This is a genomic window from Erythrobacter mangrovi, from assembly GCF_013260645.1.
Lineage (GTDB): Bacteria > Pseudomonadota > Alphaproteobacteria > Sphingomonadales > Sphingomonadaceae > Qipengyuania > Qipengyuania mangrovi.
On the sequence record NZ_CP053921.1, the window covers coordinates 2879996 to 2899299 of the forward strand.

A 19304-nucleotide genomic window follows, 5' to 3' on the forward strand; every position below is an offset into this window, starting at 1 on the left:
TTCCGACCGGGCCATAGCAGGCCATCCGGCATCAAGGCCAAAGTGGGGGCGGGGCGGCCGGGAGGAGAGTGGCCGCCCCGCAAGTCAGTTCTGGGTCAGAACTTGTAGGTGAAGCCCGCCAGGAAACGGCGACCGTAGATCTGGTAATCGATCACCTGGTTCCGTGCCGCACCGACCGAGGCGAAACGTTCATCGGTCAGGTTCTGGCCCTGGACGTAGAGCGACAGGCCTTCGAGAGCGCTGCCGGGCTGGAAGTCATACCCGATCTGCGCGTCGATGATCGTCTCTGCCAGTGCCGTCCGCCGGGTCGGCGATCCGCCGAAGCCGGTGAAGTCGCCCAGGAAGGTCGAACGGTGACGGGCGCTGACACGCGTGTTGAAGCCCGCCTTCTCGAAATAGGCCGTGCCGTTGACCACCCACTTGGAGTAGCCCGGGATGGTGGTTTCCGCGCCATCGGCGTCCTTGACCTTGGTCTCGGTGTAGCCAACGCCGCCGGTGATCCCGAAGCCTTCAAGCGCGCTGCTGAAGTTCGAGAACGGGAGGGTCACCGCCAGTTCGCCGCCGTAGAGGTCACCGCCCCCGGTGTTGACCGGGGCGTCGAGCGTGCCTTGGCTCGGCAGGTTAGGATAGGCATCCGCGCCGGTCGGTGCGGGGAAGGCTCCGTAGTCGAAGTTGAAGCGACCGTTGAAGATGTAGCTCTTGATGTCCTTGTAGAACAGCTGGACAGCAACCACGCCACCGGTACCGAAGTACTTCTCGACGTTGAAATCGACGGCGTTGGCACGATAGGGCCGCAGGTAGGGGTTACCGCCGCCGCCACGGATGATGCCGCCCGGTACCGACGCATCGATCCCGTACCCGATCGACAAGCGCGTGTCGTCAAGGCGCGAACGCATGATTTCGCGTGCCGCGGCAAAGCGGATCACCCAGTCGCTGTCGAGTCTCAGCGAGAGGTTCATGCTGGGCAATACGTCCCAGTAGTTGTCGCCGAGAGTCAGTTCTTGCGGCCCGGCTGGGCCGAAAATGAACCCAGTCGATTTCTGGTTGGTATTGATCGCCTGGACGCCAAAATTGCCGGTCAGGACACCTCCACCCACATCTTGCTCGATGTTGGCTTGCAGGTACGCTGTCATCAGATCTTCGTTGACCGTGTAGCCCTTGCCCAGGACGTCGTTGGCGGCGTTGGGTCCGCTGGTGACGCGAGGCTCGAGCTCCAGGATGCCGGCAGCAATCAGCTCACGTGCGTCATAGCTGACGATCGGACCCAGGCCGAGGTAGCTGAGATCGGTCGAGCGCAGCAGAAACTCTGACGGAATGCTGGCGGTGAAGGCACCGTTGGGCAGACGCACAAAAGCTTCATCTGGGACCAGACCCTTTTCGCGCGTGGTGTAGTTCAGGCCGAACTGCACGCTGCGAAGGAAGCTGCCTTCGAACTCTTTTTCGATCTCGGTCCGGAACTGGAACAGCTCGTCATCGATGATGCGATTGTTGTAATAGCCAGCTTGCGGAATGGTGCCGCCACCCCAGCCGAGCGGGTCGGTCAAGAAGATAATCGACGGATCGCTGTAGTCGAGCGAAGGATCGAACACGGTGCCCGTGCTGCCTGATACGAAACCGATCGAGGCGGCCGCGCCGTCGCCGGTAGTCGGACCGTTGAAACCGGTACCCGAATAGCTTTCGAGGCTCAGCTCGTTGCGGTCGGTCCGCGAGTAGCCGAAGTCGAACATGGCGTGCCAGCCGTCGTCGCCGTCATAATCGGCATTGAAGCCGAACGAGTAGAGATCGGCCTTGCGCTGGAAGATGTCGTTGCGAATGACGCCGCGAACATTGTCGAAGGTGCCCGACGTTACGAGGCCGTCTTCCACCGTAGCCGTTGCTGCGTCGCCGGTCGTACCGAATGCGAAGAACCCGAGCGGCAGCTCGATACCGCGCTTCGTCTGATCGTCGTTGAAGTGCGAATAGAACCCATCGAATGTCAGCATGAATTCGGGCGTGGCTGCGATCTGCAGCGTGCCGTTCAAGCCGAAGCGCTTGAGGTCGGTGGAGGTCACGAAAGACTTCGACCCGCCGATCAGCGCTGCATCCTGCCCATTGACCTGCACATTGTTGTAACCCCAGGCGTTGAATTCCTGGAGCTGGTAGGGCTCATCCACATAGGATGCGGCAAGCGAGATGCCGATCGTGTCGTCAGCGAACTGGTCGACGTAGGTGCCGTTGACGCGATAGCCGAGTTCGTTCGATCCGGCGTTCAGTTTGCCGATGTCGGCATAGGAACCGCGCGCACCGACGGAAATGATGCGCTTGTTTGTTTCCAGCGGGCGGATCGTGCGAATGTCGATCGTGCCCACCAGGCCCTGGCCGACCAGCGAGGCAGTCGGCGACTTGTAGACGACCACCTGGTTGACGATTTCCGAGGGGTACTGGTCGAGTTCGACCGAACGGTTGTCGCTGGTGGTAGTCTGTTCACGACCGTTCAGGAGCGTCTGCGAGAAGTCGGGGCCAAAGCCGCGGATCGCGATGACGTTCGCGCGACCGTTGAGGCGCTGCGACGTTAGGCCCGGGAGGCGGGCAATCGATTCACCGATCGAGGCATCTGGCAGCTTGCCGATGTCTTCCGCGGTAACCGATTCCACAATCTGGTCGGCACGCTTCTTGGTGTTGGTTGCGCTTTCGAGTGAAGCGCGGAAGCCCGAAACGATGATGACGCCTTCGTCTTCATCGACTGTTGCTTCGACGTCGTCGGCTGCGGCGTCCTGTGCGACCGCCGGTGTTGCAAGCGCAGCAAGTGCGATGCTTACGGCGCCCACGCTGATGCCGCCGGCAAGATGCTTGCGAAATGCCATATTGTGCTCTCCCTAATGGCCCGATCCAGATAGCAGTCCCCGGGCCGAATCCAATTCGTCGACAGGAAGCTCGCGGCTCCTGTTCATCGTCCGGATAGGTGGTGTGCGCGTCGCGCCGATAGATGGCATACGTATACGCACCCTCTGCAAGGGCGGCTTGAGTCTCCGAAATGTCACAGGCTACAACCGGCAGGAGCGTTGCTCTTTCGCGCGATTGCCAGCGGTCCGCGGCCATCCTAGAGTTGGCTCCCAAGGTCCAAGGGGAGGGGCCAGGAGGAGAGCAATGGGTCGCAAGCCGACGGGTCGGCCGACCAGCTTCGATATCGCCTACGCGGCAGGTGTCTCGCAGCCTACAGTGAGCCGCGCGTTGCGTGGCGATCGAGCCGTGAGCCAGGCAACGCAAGAGCGGATCAGGCAGATCGCGCGCGATCTCAATTACACCGTCGACAAGAACGCGTCGTCGCTGCGTTCGCAGCGCTCGAACACTATCGCCTTGCTGTTCTTCGAAGATCCGACGCCCGACCAGAGCATGATCAATCCGTTCTTCCTCGCCATGCTCGGGTCGATCACTCGCGCCTGCGCCGATCGCGGGTTGGACCTGCTCATCTCGTTCCAGCGGATGGAAGATGACTGGCACGTCCAGTACCAGGACAGCCATCGTGCCGATGGCCTGATCCTGCTCGGCTATGGCGACTATACGCTCTACCGTGAGCGGCTCGACCAGCTGGAGCGGCAGGGCACTCATTTTGCACGCTGGGGCTCGGTCTCGAGCGACAGTGGCGGCCTGACCGTAGGGACCGACAATCTCGAGGCAGGACGGCTTGCAGGGCAGCATCTGATCGATAGCGGACGCCGGCGGATCGCATTCCTCGGCGGAGCGGATGAGCATTGTCCCGAGTTCGAAAGTCGCTACGCGGGGCTGTGCAGATCGCTTCGCGCGGCGGGGATCGATCCGGATCCGGCGCTGCAATATGATGCCATCACCACCGAAGAGGCAGGCCATTCGGCCGCACAGGCGCTGCTCTCCTCGGGCAAGAAGTTCGACGCGATTTTCGCGGCGAGCGACCTCATCGCGATCGGCGCGATGCGGGCATTGGCCGAAGCAGGCCTGAAGGTCCCCAGCGATGTCGCGGTGGTCGGGTTCGACGATATTCCGGCCGCCAGTCTTACGACACCTCCCCTGACCACGGTGATGCAAGACATCCGGGGCGCGGGTGAAGCATTGGTCGACACCTTGCTGGCGCAGATCGAGGGGCGCGATTTGCCGGGGCACCGGCTTCCCGGCAAGCTGGTGGTACGGGGGTCCAGCGCAGTCGCCTGAACCACAACGTATTCGTATACGGCCTTGTTGCAGGTCCCGCATCATGCGAGCCAAGCCGGATTGCACCATGGCGGGCACCAAGACCTGCGCGGGATGAGGGACTGGAATGGAACAAACGCTTCGCGAGAAGCCGCGCCAGGGCTTTGCCGGCCTGTGGAACATCAGCTTCGGCTTTTTCGGTATCCAGATCGGTTTCGCGCTGCAGAACGCGAATATGAGCCGCGTCTTCCAGACGCTGGGCTCCTCGATCGATGACTTGCCGGCATTGTGGGTGGCGGCGCCGCTAACGGGCCTGCTGGTCCAGCCCATCATCGGCCATCTGTCCGACCGCACGTGGAACCGGCTGGGACGCAGGCGGCCGTACTTCCTGACAGGTGCCGTACTCGCCTCGCTCGCGCTGCTTGCCATGCCGTTGAGCCCGGCGATGGGCGCACCACTGCTGTTCGCGGCGGCGATGCTGTGGATGCTCGATGCCAGCCTCAATATCTCGATGGAGCCGTTTCGTGCCTTCGTTGGCGACATGCTCAATACCGACCAGCACGCCGCAGGCTATGCCGTGCAGACCGCCTTCATTGGCGCCGGTGCGGTGGTCGGGTCGATCTTTCCATGGTTCCTCGAACACCTCGGCGTGAGCAACATCGCTGCAGAGGGCAGCCTGCCCGACACGGTCAAATGGAGCTTCTGGGCGGGCGCTGCTGCACTGTTCGGTGCGGTACTATGGACCATCCTGACCACCCGCGAATACTCTCCCGAAGAACAGGCTGCCTTTGCTGGTGGGGAAGCGGCCGTCGACGACAGCGTTTCCCTGCGCGCGCTGGCGGCAAAAAGCTACGGTTCGGCAGCCCTATGGGTCGCTGCCGGCGTCCTCGTCGCCCTGGCTGTGGATGCCCTTGCGCTAGAAAGAGAGGTATTCCTGCTGGGTGCCTTGCTGGCGCTTTATGGGCTGCTCAGCGCCATCGCGATTGCGATGGCCAAACAGGGGCGCGCGGCCAACATGCTTTCCAGCATCGTCGGTGACTTTTCCGGCATGCCCGAAGTGATGAAACGCCTGGCGCTGGTACAGTTCTTCAGCTGGTCGGCGCTGTTCATCATGTGGATCAACACCACGCCAGTGGTGACGCAATATGTCTATGGAAGCTCGGACACGGCCAGCACCGCCTACAATGAGGGCGCGAACTGGGTGAACGTCCTCTTCACCGTTTACAATGGCGTCGCGGCCGTAGCCGCTCTGGCCCTGCTGCCATGGCTCAGCCGCAAGGTTGGGCAGGTGACGACCCACTCGATCTGTCTGACGCTGGGTGCCGCAGGTTTCCTGACGTTCTTTCTCGTTCGTGACGCGCAGGTCCTGCTGCTGGCCGAAGTCGGTATCGGTATCGCCTGGGCGAGCATCCTCGCCATGCCATATGCTATTCTCGCAAGTAACCTGCCGCAGGCCAAGCTCGGCATCTACATGGGGCTGTTCAATATCTTCATCGTTGTCCCGCAGTTGCTGGTGGCGACGGTGATGGGCTCCATCATGCAGGCCTTCTTCCCCGGCGAGCCGGTGTGGACCATGCTCTTTGCCGCGGCCAGCTGGATCGTGGCCGCGCTGGCCATGCAACGGGTCAAGGCGGCGCTGTGATGCCGGGCCTGGTCGGTGCGGTCGAGGCCGGGGGGACCAAGTTCGTCCTCGCGCTCGCTCGCCCCGACGGCACGGTGATCGAGCGTACGCGCATCGATACACAGGATGGCCAGAACACCCTGCGGGAACTGACCGCATGGTTCGCGGCGGCCCAAGCTCGGCACGGTTCGATTGACGCCTTCGGCATCGCCAGCTTCGGACCGATCGGGATCGATCCGGGGCAGGCCGATTACGGTACCTTCCTCACAACGGTGAAGCCCGGATGGCAGGGTGCCAGTTTCACCCAGGCGCTGGCCGGTTTCGACGTGCCGGTGAAGATCGATACCGATGTGAACGGGGCTGCGCTCGGGGAAGCCTTGGCTGGCGCGGGCAGGGGCCGAAGGGTCGTGGCCTACACCACGGTCGGTACTGGTATCGGGAGCGGCATCGTAAAGGACGGCGCGGTAGTCACGGGGCTATCGCATTTCGAAACGGGGCACCTTCGCCCGCCGCATGACCTCTCCCGCGATCCCTTTGAAGGATCCTGCCCATACCACGGGGACTGTTGCGAGGGTCTCGCCAGCGGCACCGCGATCCGCGCGCGATGGGACGCCGAATTGGGCGAGGTGACGGACCCTCAGGCAGTCGCACTAATCGGTCATTACCTGGGCCACCTCGCCGCGACGCTGGCGGCATTCCACATGCCCGAAGTTTTTATCTTCGGTGGCGGGGTCATGAAGACGCCCGGCCTGCTGGAGGCGCTGCGCACGACCATGCGTCAAAGCCTCGCTGGCTACCTCGCCTATTACGATCGCGATCTCGACGAGATCGTTGTTGCGCCCGAACTGGGCGACGATGCCGGCATAACCGGAGCGATCTCGCTCGGTCGGCAAGCCATGGAGAAGACCCCGTCATGAAACGCCTGCTCGCTGCCGCGGCAATCCCGCTCCTCGCCGGCGGGGTCTATGCAATCGCCTCAAGGGCCGATCAGCCGGAGGCTTCCGCTTGGGTTCCGCACAGCAAGGTCACGCTCACCCATCCCGAATGGTCGCGCAAGGCCGTGCTCTACCAGATCAACACCCGCCAGTTCACGCCTGAAGGGACATTCAAGGCCGCGCAGGCGCAATTGCCGCGGCTCAAGGAGCTGGGCGTCGATATCCTGTGGTTGATGCCGATCCATCCGATCGGCAAGGACAACCGAAAGGGTACTCTGGGCAGTCCCTACTCGGTCCAGGACTATTACGCGGTGAACCCCGAGTTCGGCACCAAGGAAGACCTCAAGGCCTTCGTCGATGCGGCCCACGCGCAAGGCTTCAAGGTGATCCTGGACCTCGTCGCCAACCACACCGCGTGGGACAACCGGATGGCGAAGGATCATCCCGACTGGTACGAGAAGGACTGGAAGGGCGATTTTCGGCCGACCCCGTGGTGGGACTGGTCGGACATCATCGATCTCGACTGGTCGCAGCCCGGTGTGCGCGAGCATGTCGGCGGGGCCATGGAAATGTGGGTTCGCGACTACGGTATCGACGGCTATCGCGCCGACGTCGCCGGGTACGTCCCGCTCGATTTCTGGGAAGCGATGCGGGCGCGGCTCGATGCCATCCGCCCGGTCTTCATGCTCGGCGAGGTCCAGCAGACCGCCTTCCACTTAGCCGCCTTCGATGCGACCTATGGCTGGGACTGGCACGTCACCAGCAAGAAGGTCGCACATGGCGAAGGCGATGCGACCAGCTTCTACGGCTACTATGCCGAGAATGAGAGCCTGTGGCCGCGCGAGGCGATGCGGCTGACCTATATCGAGAACCACGACAGCAACGCCTGGGAAGGCACGATGCGGGAGAATTACGGTCCGGCGCTTGAGGCGATGACCGTACTGTCCTTCACTGGCCAGGGCCTGCCATTGGTCCATAACGGCATGGAAGCCTGCAATGCCAAGCGGCTGGAGTTCTTCGAGAAGGACCCGATCGATTGGGATCAGGGGCAGCAATGCGACTATGGCGCGCTGCTCAAGGACCTGATCGCCTTCCGCAAGGCCAATCCGGTGCTCGATAACGGGCAATGGGGTGGGGTGATGCAGAAGGTCGATACGGACAAGCCGCAGCAGGTCTTCGCCTGGGCGCGGCAAGATGACGGCAACAAGGTGCTCGCCTTCTTCAATTTATCCGGCGCCCCGGTGACCTTCTCGATCACCAGCAAGCTGGCCAACGGGACCTACCGCGAGTTCCGCGGCGCGGAGGGGGTCAAGATGGCCGCGGGCGACAGCATGACCCTGGCACCCTGGGGCTACCGCCTGCTCGCGACGGATCCTGCCGCAGGCCAGCGGTAATTGGGGTCGACGAAGGCGACAAAGGCGACTCGGTGTCGCCTTTGCGCTATTAATATAAGACTTTGGGAATAAATAGAAAATTTTCCCTGTTTCGGGTAAAGGCGACACTTGGCCCGATTTATGGGGGGTGTTGCGCGGGCCGACTATGGGGAACAGCGCATGCCGCCATATCCCCAGGTCGGCCCCGTAGGAAAGGCCTATCCGACGAAGCCGTCGATACGCTCGATGATGACCGCCGGAGCCATGCCGCCCGCAGCGCACATGGTGACGAGGCCGTAGCGCCCGCCCGAACGTTCGAGCTCATCGAGTGCAGTGCCGATCAGGATCGAGCCTGTGGCACCGATCGGGTGGCCAAGAGCCATGGCACCGCCGTTGATATTCACTTTCTCGCGGTCGAGATCGAGGTCGCGGATGAACTTCTCAGCGACGACCGAGAAGGCCTCGTTGATTTCCCAGACGTCGATGTCGTCCTTGGAGAGACCGGCCTTTTCCAGCACCTTCTTCGCCGCCGGGACCGGGGCGTTGAGCATCAGCGTGGGGCAATCGCCCTGGTTGGCATAGGCGACGATGCGGCCGCGCGGCTTGAGGTCGTGTTCCTTTGCGTAGTCTTCCGATGTGATGAGCAGGGCCGCAGCCCCATCGACCACGCCCGAACTGTTGCCCGCATGGTGGAAGTGCTCGATCTTCAAGTCAGGGTACTTGCGGTTGATCTGCTTGCGGAAGGTGGTGCCGCCGATGTCGAAATCGGCCAGCTTGGCGAAGCTGGGATTGAGCGCGGCTAGGCCTTCGGCGGTGGTTTCGGGGCGCGGAAATTCCTCGCGATCGAGCGCGACCGAGCCATCTTCATTGTACACCGGCACAACCGACTTCTTGAAGCGACCTTCCTTGATCGCCCGGTCGGCGCGCTGCTGGCTGACCAGCGCAAGCGCATCGAGGTCTTCGCGACTGATCCCTTCCATCGAGGCGATGGCATCGCCGCATATGCCCTGATGGCTTTGCGGGTGCAGCACGTCGAGCGCCTCGTTACCGGCGCCCATCATCCGTGGCGGAAGGCCGGCATTGGCCTGTTCGGCAGCATAGGCCGTCGTGTAGCTCATCATCTCGGTGCCGCCGGCGATGACGCAGTCTTCCATTCCGCTCATCACCGTGGCCGCAGCGAGGTTCACCGAGGTAATGCCGCCACCGCAAAAGCGGTCGAGCGTCGTGCCGCTGGCGCTGATGTCGTAGCCCGCCGACAGCGCAGCCATGCGGCCCAGATCGCCGCCCTGCTTGCCGTTCTGGCTGCTGGTCGACCAGATGATGTCGTCGACCGTCTTCGTGTCGAGATGGTTGCGCTCCTTGAGCGCACTGAGGACGGTGGCGGCGAGGTGCTGCGGGTGCAGGTGCGACAGTGCGCCCTTGCCCGGCTTGCCGATTCCGCGCGGGGTGCGGACAGCATCGATGATATAGGCTTCGGCCATGGTCCTGGTCTCCTCTCGACTTGTCGTTTTGTGCGGCGAATGCCGGTTGACGTTTGCGTAAACGTCGCGCAGCAAGGGCGCAAGACAAGTTTCGAATTGAAATGGGAGAGAGCAGCTATGTCCGAGGAAGTCCTGACGAGCGAAGAGGACGGCATCCTCGTCGTCACCATCAACCGCCCGGAGGCGAAAAACGCGATGACCAAGGCTGCGGCCGAAGGCATCGCGGCGGCCATGGACCGGCTCGACAGTGACGACAACCTTCGCGTCGGCATCCTTACCGGTGCGGGTGGGACGTTCTGTTCGGGCATGGACCTCAAGGGCTTCCTGCGCGGTGAGTCGCCCAGTATCGAAGGTCGCGGTTTCGGCGGCATCGTGCAGAAGCCGCCGGTCAAGCCGCTGATCGCCGCGGTCGAGGGCTATGCGCTCGCGGGCGGGCTCGAACTGATGATCGCCTGCGACCTGGTCGTCGCCCATTCGGGTGCCAAGTTCGGGATTCCCGAGGCCAAGCGCGGACTCGTCGCCGCGGCTGGCGGCGTCATGATGCTGCCTGACCAGATCCCCGAACGCGTGGCCATGGAGCTCGCGCTGACGGGCGATTTCATTTCGGCGGCACGCGCCTACGAACTCGGCCTGATCAACCGCGTCACCGACGGTTCGGCGCTGGACGGGGCAAAGGAACTTGCCGCGGCGATCGTTGCCAACGGTCCGCTCGCGGTGAGGATCTCCAAGCAGATCATCAAGGAATCGCGTGGTTGGCCAATGGATGAACGGTATACGCGTCAAGCCCAGCTGATTGCGCCGGTCTTCACCAGCGCGGATGCGCGCGAAGGCTCGCTCGCCTTTGCCGAAAAGCGCAAGCCCAACTGGACCGGCAAGTAACCAAGACACAACGAAAAGATACCCGAGAGGACCCTAGAGATGCCCGCAATCGACGTACCCCAGCCCGAATTCATGAACGACGAGGAGATCTCCATCTTCGCGGATGCGGTCGGCAAGTTTTACCAGCAACATGCGCCGGAGAAGCGCGTGCTCGAATGGCGCAAGAACGGCCAGGTCGAACGTGATTTCTGGCGTGAGGCAGGTCAGGCTGGCCTGCTTGGGGTTTCAGTGCCGGTCGAATACGGCGGCCATGGCGGCGATTTCCGCCATGACATGGTGGTGATCGACCAGCAGGCGAAGCACGGGGTCGAAGGCTTCGCCGCTTCGCTGCACAACACGATCATCCTTCCCTACCTCGTCCGGCACGGTACCGAAGAGCAGAAGAAGAAGTATCTGCCCAAGCTGGTTACCGGCGAGCTGGTCAGCGCTATCGCCATGACGGAACCGGGCGTGGGCTCCGACTTGCAGAGCATCACCACCACCGCGATCAAGGACGGCAATGGCTACCGCATCAACGGAGCCAAGACCTATATCTCGAACGGCCAGACGGCGGACTTCATCATTGTCGTCGCCAAGACCGACCCGAACGAGCGCGCCAAGGGCATTTCGCTGATGTTGCTCGAGACCGAAGGGGCCGAGGGATTCCAGCGCGGCAAGAAGCTCGACAAGATCGGGCTCGATGCGTCTGACACTTCAGAGCTGTTTTTCGATGATGTTTTCGTCCCGGCCGAGAACGTGCTGGGCGGCGTCGAAGGCAAGGGCTTCTACCAGCTCATGGGCGAACTGCCGCAGGAACGCCTGATCATTGCCATGGGCGCAGCCACGGGTATCGAAAAGGCGCTCGAGACCACGCTCGAGTACGTGAAGAGCCGCAAGGCCTTCGGGCAGACGATCTGGGACTTCCAGAACACCCAATTCGTCCTCGCCGATCTCAAGGCACGCGGGACGGCGGCGCGGATATTCGTCAATGACTGTATCGCTCGACACCTTAAGGGCGAGCTCGATGTCGCGACCGCCTGCATGGCCAAGTACTGGGTTACCGAATTGCAGGGCGAAGTTGTCGACAAGTGCCTGCAGTTCCACGGCGGCGCTGGCTTCATCAACGACTACCCGATTGCGCGGATGTATCGCGACAGCCGCATCACTCGCATTTTCGGCGGCTCGAACGAGGTCATGAAGATGGTGATCGCTCGCTCGATGTAACTGCAATCTTGCGGGGAATAGGCGGGGCCCGCGCTTTAACCGGCGCGGGCCCCGCGTTACGTCCGAGCCCGGAGTCGCGCCGGGGAGAGCAATGATAGGCCTGCAGCACCGCTTGCCGGAAACACGCCAGGGCTGGATCGTGGCGGGGTTCCTCGGGCTTGCACTCGTCTTCGGCGGAGGCGGGTCGCCAAGTGCGGCGGCCGAGATCATCGTCCAGCTCGCCTTTGTCGCCGGCGTCGTCGCATGGGTTTGGTGGCCGGACAGGCAGGCGCTGGTGCCGCCGAATGGTGCCCTGCTTGTCCTGGCAGGGTTGCTCCTCGGCCCGCCGGTGCTCCAACTTGTCCCCCTACCTCCCGCCATCTGGCAGGCACTGCCCGGACGCGAGCTGCTGGCTGCGGCCTTCGCCTCGGTGGAAGGCGCAGCGGATCGCTGGTGGCCGCTTTCCGTCGCGCCGTACAACACGCTGGCGGCCTTGCTTGCGCTCGTGCCCGTTGTCGGCGCCTTGCTGGCATCGGGCATGCTTGCGCCGCGCGACCGGCGTTTCCTCTTGCTCGTCATCAGCCTCGTTTCGCTAGCCGGCGCTGCTTTGGGGGCGCTGCAAATGGCCGGCGGAGGGCACCGATTCCGGCTCTACGAGATTAGTCACGATCTGTGGCTTACGGCCTTTCATGCCAGCCGCAATTCGGCTGCGGACGCGCTGCTGATTGGAATGCTGGCGCTTACCGCCTGGTTCGCGTCCGGATCACGGCGGAGGCCATTGCTGCCAAGCGACCTTGGGTTGCTGGCCCTGTGCCAGACGTTCCTCTTCGTTGCCTTGGTCCTGACCGGATCGCGCGCTGGGATTGCCCTGTTCGTACCGGTCTTGCTGTTCCAGTTTGCCATGCTCCGCACGGCCGGGATCGCCCGCGGTCTGTCGAACGGAATGGCGAGCGCAGCAAGCTTGTTCGGTCTGGTAGTTCTCGGTGCGACGCTGTTTTCGCACAATTCGCGCGTGGCCGAAGTGCTGGCCAGGTTCGACGCGACCCGCGATTCGCGGATCGATATGTGGCAGGATACCTGGACCGCCATTTCCACATATTGGCCGGTAGGCAGTGGGATCGGGACATTCACCCGGACTTTCCTGCCGGTCGAACGCCTGCCGATGATCGACGACCAGTTCCCTAATCGCGCGCACAACGATTTCCTCGAATTCTTGCTCGAAGCAGGACTGCTTGCTCCCCTTGTCCTGACCATCGGCTTCGTCGTGTTCGCCTATCTTGCGCGCAAGGCCTGGCAGGTGATGCCGCAGGAACGGCCGGTCACCTTGTTCAGTGTCGGTACTTTCGTGGTGATAGCGCTCCATAGCCTCGTTGATTATCCGCTGCGGAACATGGCATTGGCGGTGGTAGCAGGGGTCGCGGCCGGGCTCCTTGGGGCAATAGCTCGGGAAGGCCGGGAAGGGCGCGAAACGAACGCGACATGACGGTGCATCGGGGACGCATTACCGCCGGACGGCGCTTGGCATTTTCCGTGGTGCTTGCGCCGGTATGCCTGGGTCTTGCCGCTTGCCAGCCGGGGACCGATTCAATCGTGCCTGCGGGTGACGCCGGCTATGCTGCGATTGCCCTTCCCCAGGGCGACGGGATGCCCGAACGATACCTCCTCCAGCCGGGCGATGTGGTTTCGGTTCAGGTTTACGGGGAACAGGAATTGAGCGTTGCGGAAGTCTCGCTCGACAATGCGGGTATGCTCAACCTGCCGTTGATCGGGGGAGTGAGGGCGAGCGGCCTGACCGCCGATGAACTCTCGGAATCGATCGAGGCGGTCTATGCCGCGGAATATGTCCGCGACCCGCGTGTCGCGGTGCTGGTCAAGAAGACCCAGCTTCGCACCATTGCGGTGGAAGGGGAAGTCGCGCTTCCCGGCGTCTACCCCTACGCCGAAGGCCAGACCCTGCTGACCGCACTGGCCTTGGCGCGCAGCACAACCGAAAAGGCCAAGCTCGACGAAGTCATGATCTTTCGGACGATCGATGACCAACGAATGGCAGGTCGGTTCGATATTCGTGCAATCAGGGGCGGGCGCATGCCCGATGTGACCTTGTTGCCCGGTGACATAGTCGTGGTGGGTTTCTCTGGCTCGCGCGGTGCATTCCTCGATGCGCTCCGGGCGATCCCCGCCATCGGCATCTTCCGGCCCTGGCCATGAACATGGAACCGCCGCTCCAGCCCGTGACTCCGGCATCGCGCTATCAGGCGGCCTATCTGGCTGCGGGCGAAAACCCGATCAGTGCGAATCTGCGGCATGCCTTCTCGGCCCTGCGACGCCATTTGTGGATGGCGATCGCCATCGTCGGGGCTGCCGTGCTGCTGGCGCTCATTTCGACCCTGCTCGATACGCCGCGCTATACGGCCGAGACGAGCGTTCAGATCAATGACCAGAGTGACGAAGTGCTGGGCAGCGACTTCGAGGCGGGCAACGTTACCCCGCCATCGGATTGGGATATCGATCGCTTCCTCAACACGCAGCTGGACATTCTGCGCAGCCGTGGACTGGCGGAGCGGGTAGCCGACCGGCTCGAGCTGGCGGGTAGCGAGACGTTCTTCAGCGCGATGGAGGTGGCGCCTACGGCCCTGACCGGCGACCAGGCGAAGGATCGGAGCCTTGCGGTCAGCTTGTTGCGGGGCAATCTCGAAATCGACCTGCCCCGCGCAACGCGCGTGGCGACGATCTCGTTCACCAGCACCGATCCGGCGACATCGGCTTCGATTGCCAATGCCTTCGCCGAGGAATTCATCCAGGCCAACCTGCAGCGCCGCTACGACAGCACGTCCTATGCGCGCGATTTCGTTGCCGATCAGCTTGAAGAAGCGCGGATCTCGCTTGAGGATTCGGAACGGGAACTCAACGAATATGCCAAGGGCGTAGGGCTGATCCGAACGCGCGATGCCCTCTCGCCCGATGGCCGCGATGTGATTGCGGGTACGGTCACGACGTCCAGCCTCGTCCAGCTCAACGGCGCGGCGATCCAGGCACGTGCTGCCCGGATCGAGGCGCAGGCACGCTGGGAAGCGATCCAGGGCACACCCCTGCTGGCGTCGCAGCCCGTCCTCGGCAATCCCACCGTGCAGATCCTGATGACCCGGCGGGCCGAATTGCAGGCGGAATTGCAGTCCGCACGCGACCGCTATCTGCCCAATCATCCGGCGATCAGTCGGCTTGAAGAGGATCTGGCGGCGGTCACGCGCCAGTTGGAGGGCACGGCGTCGCAGGTTCGCGAATCGATCCGCGCCGAATTTCGCGCGGCGCAGAACGCCCAGGCGCAGCTCGACAGCCAGGTCAGCAATGCGCGCGGCGCGAGCCTTGCCGAGCAGGACCAATCGGTGCGGTACAATGTGCTGGCGCGTCAGGCCGACACCGCCCGTTCTATCTATGACGGATTGCTGCAGCGCTATCGCGAGCTCAACGCTTCTGCCGGTATCGCATCGAGCAATATCGCCATCATTGACCGGGCCGAGGCACCCAGCGTTCCTTCCTCCCCCAATGTTCCTCGCAACATCGCCCTCGGCATGTTCGTCGGCCTGGCGCTGGCCGGCATGGCGGTGTTCCTGCGTGACCAGCTCGACGACGTCATCCACACGCCGGAGGATGTCGAGGACAAGCTCGACCTCGCGCTCCTGGGCGTGGTCCCGCGGGCCGACGACGGTTCGCCGATCGCCGCACTCGAGAATCCGAAATCGCCGATCGCCGAAGCCTACAATTCGCTCCGCGGTGCGCTCCTCTATTCGACGCCCAAGGGCCTGCCACGCATCATCGTGGTGACCAGCGCGCAGGCGCATGAAGGTAAGTCGACGACCAGTTTCGCCATTGCGTTGGGGTTTGCCAGGATCGGCATGAAGCCACTGCTGATCGACGCCGACCTGCGACGCCCGGCGCTCGACAAACTTTTCGGCCTGCGGGCGGAACGCGGCCTGACCGATCTTCTGGTTTCGCAGGACGATCCATCGACCGCGATCATGCATATCGACACCGCGGGTATCGACCTGCTGCCGACCGGGCCCTTGCCGCCCAGCCCGTCGGAACTCCTGTCCTCGCCACGCATGGCGCAACTCCTCGAAAGCTTTGCAGAGAGCCATGATGTGGTGATCCTCGATAGCCCGCCTGTCCTGGGTCTCGCGGACGCGCCGATGCTGGCAGCTATTGCGGATGGGACCGTTTTCGTGGTCGAGGCCGAACGTGGGCGAAGCGGCGCACTCAAGGCCGCGCTGAGGCGGTTGCGCTCGATGAAACCCGTCATGCTCGGCGCAGTGCTGGCGAAATTCGATCCGACGAAGTCTGGCAACCGCTATTCGGCCTACTACGGCTACGATTACTACCAATACGCCTCGGGCGAACGGCACAGCGAGGCATGAGGCCCAGACGCGTGCAAATCGGCGCGGGCCTTGGGATCGCGCTGTTTTGCTTTCTGGTGCTGACCTCGGGCTTCGATCGGATGAGCGAGACCCGCGAAGCCTTTGAACGATTCGTGCCGGAGTCCATGCAGGTCGGGGCAGCGAAGCGTCGGTCGGCGACCGCGCTCAGTGAAGAAGACTACACCGCAGCGGCCGAACTGGCCCGCGCAGCAGTCTTGCGCGATCCGCTCGACGCGCGCGGGTTGGCGTTCTTCGCCAGCGCGCGGCTCCTGGCTGGTGACGGCGGGGACGCCGATCGTGCCTTTGGGGTGGCGCGCCAGCTTGGCCGGAGGGAGCCCCTCACACAGGTATACTTCCTGTCGCAGAGCCTGGATCGCGGCGATTTCGAGCAAGCCGCGGTGGAACTCGACGCGCTGCTCCGTTCTGGGCGTCGCGATGCGGCGGTCGCACAGACCTATTTCTCGCTGCTCGAACAGAGCGACGCCGGACGGCGAGCCCTGGGCGAGCGGCTGGCGCAGAATCCCCGCTGGTCGGATGTCTACCTGCGCGCCCAGGGAACGAGCGCGGCGACTTTGCGGGCGCGCGGCAGCTTTCTTGCCAGGGCGGATAATGGGGTGAGCAAACTTGGTTGCGAGGCGACGCTGCCGATGATCCGCGAGCTGGCGAAGCGGAACTTCCGACGCGAGGCGGAAGGCCTTGCCGCGCGCCATTGCGATCGTGTCGCGCGCGGTAGCATCGTGGCCGATCCGCAATTCCTGCTGTTCGGCGACGAGGAAGCCGGAGCGCTCGGCTGGCGCCGGTTCAACACCGGCGACGTGCGGGTGACGAGACTTTCGGGCGAACGCGCCCGGATCGAGCTGGAGAACCGGGCAAGCGTAAGTCGCCGGGTGCTCGCGCAACCGATCGCCGTGGTCCCAGGGCGCTACCGGATCGCCGCCAAGGTAGATGGTCCGGGAGGCGAGCGCCTGATGGCCGGGATTGCCTGCGGCAGGCCTGAACGCCCCCGCGCGGCGCGCGATCGGATCGATGGGGAAGGCCTGCTGCTCGATGCGCCCGCCTGCGATAACCAGCTGCTCAGCCTATGGCTCAGGCCGGGAGCAGGCCGGGTCGTGATCGACAGTGTCACACTCGCTCCTGCTGATCGATGAGCAATTCAGAGTAGATCTCTTCCCAATGCCGGGCGATGGCGGCCTGACCGAACGGGCCCACCGCCAATTGCTGCGCGGCCTTGGACATTTCCAGCCACTCATTCTCGTTGCGGGAGAAAGCATCGCGGAAGGCCGAGGCGATGGCCTGCGGATCAGTGCCACTGTCGATCGCGGCACCGGCGGCAAAGCCTTCGGGCAAGCCGCAGGCTTCAGACATGATTGTTGGAACACCGGCCGCCCATGCCTCGAGGATCACCATGGGGAGGCCTTCGCTCAGCGAGGGAAGGACGAGGAAGCGGGACACATCCAGCAGAGCCGCCTTCTGCGATCCGAAGGCAGCGCCCACGAAGTGTACCGAGGGTCCGCAGTCCGCCAGCGTTGCCTCCAGCGCTTCGATGCCCTCGTTTTCGCCCCATCCGGCAATGGTCAGCGTGGCATCGGTCGGCAGGTCGGGTAAGGCGGCGAGCCAACCGTCAACCAATGCGAGGATGTTCTTCTTCTCGTGAATGCGGCCCAGGTAGAGCGCGGCAGGGCCGGGCATGCGAGTGGGTCGCGGGCCGGGTGGGGGCGCGGCATTGGGGATCACGGCGATCCGCTGCGAGCCGGTTTCCCGTTCAATGTCACTGGCTTCTGCCTCGGTAAGCGCATGAAAAGCCGTTGCGCGTTTCCACATCGTCTTTTCCCAGCCGACCCGCGCCAGCTCCTTCTTCCAGGCGTTGCGGCGCGTGATCCACGGGTCCAGCATGCCGTGCGGACTGACGATCAGCGGCCTGCCCGTGCGGCGCGCCCAGCCGCAGGCTGCACGGCTGGGGAACTGCCAGATTCCGTGGAGATGGAGCAGGTCGAGCTGCGCTTCGTGTAAGCGCCGCGGAAGATCGGGGGAATAGGCCAGCTGGCTTGGGCCAGAGCCGCTCGAAAGGTGGATTTCCGCATCCGCCAGTCGCCAGACATCCAGCCCGTGCTGCTCGTCGGCCAAGGCCACAACGACCGGCACCGCGCCGAGGCTGCGCAGCAAGGCCACGTTGTTCACGATGGCCTCGAACACCCCCCCATTGGCTCGGCTGGCTCGGGCGGAGAGTAGCCCGATCCGCTTTCCTGCGATCGGGCTCAGCATGGTCAGGCCTGGACGACCTTCTGCTCGATCGCGCCGAAGATCGAATGGTGGTGCGCATCCTTCATTTCGATCCGCACGACGTCGCCGGGCTGCATGAATGGCGTGCTCGGCTTGCCGTTGGCGATCGTCTCGATCATGCGAATTTCGGCGATGCAGCTATACCCAAGGCCGCCTTCGGCAACGGGCTTGCCTGGATCGCCCTCGGGGCCCTGGTTCGATACCGTGCCCGACCCGATGATCGTACCCGCGCACAGGCGCCGGGTCTTGGCCGCGTGGGCGACAAGCTGGGCAAGGTTGAACGTCGCGTCGACACCGGCATTGGCGCGGCCAAAGGCTTCGCCATTGAGGTCGACCATCAGCGGCAGGTGAACGAGATTGTCGCGCCACTCGTCACCCAATTCGTCGGGCGTCACCGCGACCGGGCTGAAGGCGCTGGCAGGCTTCGACTGGAAGAAGCCGAAGCCCTTGGCCAGTTCGTCGGGGATCAACCCGCGCAGGGACACGTCGTTGACCAGCATGACGAGCTTGATGTGGCCAGCGGCATCCTCGGCGGAGACGCCCATCGGTACGTCGTCGGTGATCACCGCGACCTCGCCCTCCATGTCGCAGCCCCAGGCGACATCGCCCAAAGGAATGTCCGCGCGCGGCGCCAGGAAAGCGTCGCTGCCCCCCTGATACATCAGGGGGTCGTGGTAGAAGCTCTCCGGCACGGTCGAGCCACGCGCCTTTCGCACCAGTTCGACGTGGTTGATATAGGCCGAGCCGTCGGCCCATTGGTAGGCGCGCGGCAGCGGGCTAAGCGCTTCGCGTTCGTGGAAGCGCTCGCACGGGACCGCCTGATGCTCGACGTCGCGATAGAGCGCTTCGAGCTGCGGCGCGACGCGGTCCCAGTTGTCGAGCGCATATTGCAGCGTTGGCGCGATGTAGCCGGCTGCGCAGCAGCGCGTCAGGTCGCGCGAAACGACCACGAGCTTGCCGTCGCGGCTTCCATCATTGAGCGTGGCGAGTTTCATGGC

General features: G+C 63.6%; 14 protein-coding genes. 10 read left to right on the plus strand and 4 right to left on the minus strand.

What is annotated here, in order from left to right:
* Positions 1-95 precede the first annotated feature (95 nt).
* Positions 96-2843, minus strand: coding sequence for a TonB-dependent receptor (locus tag HQR01_RS14300; RefSeq protein ID WP_173215715.1), 2748 nt, complete (start codon positions 2841-2843; stop codon positions 96-98).
* A 283-nt stretch (positions 2844-3126) separates the two neighbouring features.
* Here HQR01_RS14300 and HQR01_RS14305 point away from each other — a divergent pair, with 283 nt between their 5' ends.
* From HQR01_RS14305 to HQR01_RS14320, 4 genes are all read left to right on the plus strand, one after another.
* Positions 3127-4164: a LacI family DNA-binding transcriptional regulator gene (locus HQR01_RS14305; RefSeq protein WP_173215717.1), complete on the plus strand. Its 1038-nt coding sequence runs from the start codon at positions 3127-3129 to the stop codon at positions 4162-4164.
* A gap of 106 nt (positions 4165-4270) precedes the next feature.
* Positions 4271-5785: an MFS transporter gene (locus tag HQR01_RS14310; protein ID WP_173215719.1), complete on the plus strand. Its 1515-nt coding sequence runs from the start codon at positions 4271-4273 to the stop codon at positions 5783-5785.
* Positions 5785-6681 (plus strand): ROK family protein, encoded by an 897-nt coding sequence (locus HQR01_RS14315; RefSeq protein ID WP_173215721.1) that lies wholly within the window; start codon positions 5785-5787, stop codon positions 6679-6681. The genes HQR01_RS14310 and HQR01_RS14315 overlap by 1 nt, the downstream gene beginning before the upstream one ends.
* A complete protein-coding gene (locus HQR01_RS14320) occupies positions 6678-8093 on the plus strand; it encodes an alpha-amylase family glycosyl hydrolase (RefSeq protein WP_173215724.1) in 1416 nt (471 codons plus the stop codon). The genes HQR01_RS14315 and HQR01_RS14320 overlap by 4 nt, the downstream gene beginning before the upstream one ends.
* Positions 8094-8290: 197 nt before the next feature.
* Here the strand turns inward: HQR01_RS14320 and HQR01_RS14325 are convergent, their stop codons facing one another.
* Positions 8291-9553 (minus strand): acetyl-CoA C-acetyltransferase, encoded by a 1263-nt coding sequence (locus tag HQR01_RS14325; RefSeq protein ID WP_173215726.1) that lies wholly within the window; start codon positions 9551-9553, stop codon positions 8291-8293.
* A 117-nt stretch (positions 9554-9670) separates the two neighbouring features.
* Here HQR01_RS14325 and HQR01_RS14330 point away from each other — a divergent pair, with 117 nt between their 5' ends.
* The 6 genes from HQR01_RS14330 to HQR01_RS14355 all read left to right on the plus strand — a co-directional run bounded on the left by HQR01_RS14330 (position 9671) and on the right by HQR01_RS14355 (position 17174).
* A complete protein-coding gene (locus HQR01_RS14330; protein WP_173215728.1) occupies positions 9671-10432 on the plus strand; it encodes a crotonase/enoyl-CoA hydratase family protein in 762 nt (253 codons plus the stop codon).
* Positions 10433-10471: 39 nt separating this feature from the next.
* Positions 10472-11635, plus strand: a complete 1164-nt coding sequence (locus HQR01_RS14335; protein WP_173215730.1) for an acyl-CoA dehydrogenase family protein — start codon at positions 10472-10474, stop codon at positions 11633-11635.
* 91 nt (positions 11636-11726) lie between these two features.
* Positions 11727-13097 carry an O-antigen ligase family protein gene (locus HQR01_RS14340; protein WP_173215732.1) on the plus strand — a complete coding sequence of 457 codons (1371 nt, stop codon included), beginning with the start codon at positions 11727-11729 and terminating at the stop codon, positions 13095-13097.
* Positions 13094-13822 carry a polysaccharide biosynthesis/export family protein gene (locus tag HQR01_RS14345; protein WP_173215734.1) on the plus strand — a complete coding sequence of 243 codons (729 nt, stop codon included), beginning with the start codon at positions 13094-13096 and terminating at the stop codon, positions 13820-13822. The genes HQR01_RS14340 and HQR01_RS14345 overlap by 4 nt, the downstream gene beginning before the upstream one ends.
* A complete protein-coding gene (locus HQR01_RS14350) occupies positions 13819-16026 on the plus strand; it encodes a GumC family protein (RefSeq protein ID WP_173215736.1) in 2208 nt (735 codons plus the stop codon). The genes HQR01_RS14345 and HQR01_RS14350 overlap by 4 nt, the downstream gene beginning before the upstream one ends.
* Positions 16023-17174 (plus strand): hypothetical protein, encoded by a 1152-nt coding sequence (locus HQR01_RS14355; RefSeq protein WP_173215738.1) that lies wholly within the window; start codon positions 16023-16025, stop codon positions 17172-17174. Before HQR01_RS14350 ends, HQR01_RS14355 begins: the two co-directional genes overlap by 4 nt.
* On the opposite strand, the gene HQR01_RS14360 is transcribed toward HQR01_RS14355, so the two are convergent.
* Positions 17149-18288, minus strand: coding sequence for a glycosyltransferase (locus HQR01_RS14360; RefSeq protein ID WP_173215740.1), 1140 nt, complete (start codon positions 18286-18288; stop codon positions 17149-17151). The two genes, HQR01_RS14355 and HQR01_RS14360, sit on opposite strands and share 26 nt — an antisense overlap.
* Before the next feature lie 2 nt (positions 18289-18290).
* Positions 18291-19301: a fumarylacetoacetate hydrolase family protein gene (locus tag HQR01_RS14365; protein WP_173215742.1), complete on the minus strand. Its 1011-nt coding sequence runs from the start codon at positions 19299-19301 to the stop codon at positions 18291-18293.
* Positions 19302-19304: the final 3 nt, after the last annotated feature.